The sequence below is a fragment of the uncultured Psychrobacillus sp. genome (assembly GCF_938022135.1).
Taxonomy (GTDB): Bacteria; Bacillota; Bacilli; order Bacillales_A; family Planococcaceae; genus Psychrobacillus.
In genome coordinates this window covers 1-2,127 of sequence record NZ_CALIED010000002.1, presented here as the reverse complement: position 1 = coordinate 2,127, position 2,127 = coordinate 1, and the positions used below count along the sequence as shown (strand labels likewise).

The window sequence follows — 2,127 nt, the reverse complement described above, 5'->3', positions numbered from 1 at the left end:
GTAATATCCCGTTAAAACTTTACTCGATATATGCTCCTCCACAACATCCATTGGGTACAGTTCATGTAACTAAAGAAGATGCAATGGCTGCGGAAGAAGGCTAAGGTAATGGAAAAGAGATTGTGAAGGTTTCCACTAAAACTAACGGGTGCGTTAGTTCTATAAGAAAAAATTAAAAAAGTCGATTCCTTAACGTTGAACTGCACCCCAATTGTTAGACACAACTAACAATTGGAGGTGCAGTTTTTTATGGCGAGATTTTCTTCAGAAGAAAAAATACAGGCAGTAAGACAATATATAGATGGTAATGAGGGAGGACAAACAATTGCTAAATCTATTGGTGTTCATCCGAGTTTACTCCATCAGTGGATTAAACAATTTGCACTTTTTGGTGATGATGCTTTTGAAAAACGCTATACAGCCTACCCCGCACAGTTTAAACTAGATGTACTCAATTATATGAACGAACACGGGACGTCTATCAGGGAAACAGCGGCGATTTTTAATATTCCATCTTATGAAACGCTTCGAAAATGGAAAGTTGCTTATGAATCAGAAGGATTTGATGACCTACAATCAAAGAAAAAGGGGCATCCATCCATGAAAAATAGAAATAATAAGACATCAAATACTCAAGTACCCGATGAAGGATCAATAGAGGCTTTACAGGCGGAGAATGAACGTTTACGTATGGAGAATGCCTATTTAAAAAAGTTGAATGCCTTAGTTCAAAACAAGGAAAAATCACCAAACAAGACAAAGCACAAGTAGTCTATGAATTAAGGAATACATTCCCGGTGAAAGCACTTATACAGCTCGCAGACATTCCGCGTAGCACGTATTACTATTGGGTGAAAAACTTCGGTCGTCCTGATCCAGATGCAGAACTGAAAGTATTGATTAAATCTGTTTTCGATGAACATGAAGGTCGGTTTGGTTACCGTCGAATTCGTGATGAACTTAGAAATCGCGGACACAAAGTAAACCACAAAAAGGTACAGCGTATCATGAAAGAACTAGGACTAAAATGTCTTGTCCGTATGAAAAAATATCGCTCTTACAAAGGAACTGTGGGTAAGATTGCACTAAATATTTTAGATCGCAATTTCAAAGCTGAAAAACCAAATGAGAAATGGGTTACGGATATTACAGAGTTTAAATTATTTGGAGAAAAGCTATATTTATCGCCGATATTGGACTTATTTAATGGAGAAATTATTACGTATACAATCGGTTCAAGACCAACCTACTCACTCATTTCAACGATGTTGGATCAAGCTTTTGAACGTTTAACAGACGACGATACTCTCCTTATTCATTCAGATCAAGGCTGGCATTATCAAATGAAGCAATACCGTAATACCCTTAGTGAACGTGGCATTACGCAAAGTATGTCTCGCAAAGGGAATTGTTACGATAACGCTGTTATGGAAAATTTCTTTGGTATCATGAAATCGGAACTTCTTTATCTAAAAGAATTTGAAAGTGTGGAACACTTTAAACACGAACTAGCAAAATATATAGAATACTATAATCACAAACGAATCAAGGCAAAATTAAAAGGCATGAGCCCGGTACAATACCGAGCTCATGCCCAACGGGCTGCCTAACGAAATAACCTGTCTAACTTTATGGGGTCAGTTCATACGTTAAGGAATCGACTTTTTTTACTTCTTCTTATAGAACTAACTAACGCACCTTTTATTTGAATAAAATAAATTTACGGACTAATTTGTAATAACCATAAATTATTAAATAAGCCATCAGATAACTGACCGCAGACCAATATATATTCCATTCATCCCGGTATTCTAATTTACCTAGTAATACAATTAAAAGTTCCAAAAAACTTGTACCTAAGGTAAAGACTAAAAAAGTAATTAGAGTAGACATTTTTTTATAATGAATACTACAAATAAATAAACAGCTCAGTATAGGATAAATACCTAGATCATAGGGAATTGAGGGTAACGATAATTCTCGAAAATTTTTATCCAACTTCCAAAAATAGTTAAATCCAATCTCGTTTATTAAAGAGGCTACAGCCACACCAATCGGATAAAAAGTAATGAAAAGCCTTGTCTGATTTCTAAACAAATAAACCCCTAGTACCCAAGGAAGTATAAA

At 35.5% G+C, this 2,127-nt stretch carries 2 protein-coding genes and 1 pseudogene; 2 read left to right on the top strand and 1 reads right to left on the bottom strand.

Annotated features, from left to right (window positions below; genetic code table 11):
- Both Q0371_RS00205 and Q0371_RS00200 read left to right on the top strand, forming a co-directional pair.
- A pseudogene (locus tag Q0371_RS00205) lies at nucleotides 1–104 on the top strand (cupin domain-containing protein); the annotation flags it as partial.
- Between the two features lie 145 nt (nucleotides 105–249).
- Nucleotides 250–1,610, top strand: a protein-coding gene (locus Q0371_RS00200; RefSeq protein ID WP_298466657.1) for an IS3 family transposase whose coding sequence is annotated in 2 segments (ribosomal slippage) — nucleotides 250–706 and nucleotides 706–1,610 — 1,362 coding nt in all. Because the reading frame shifts where the segments join, the coding sequence is not laid out codon by codon here.
- A 91-nt stretch (nucleotides 1,611–1,701) separates the two neighbouring features.
- On the opposite strand, the gene Q0371_RS00195 is transcribed toward Q0371_RS00200, so the two are convergent.
- On the bottom strand, nucleotides 1,702–2,127 hold a 426-nt coding region (locus Q0371_RS00195), incomplete at its 5' end, for a CBO0543 family protein (protein WP_298466654.1).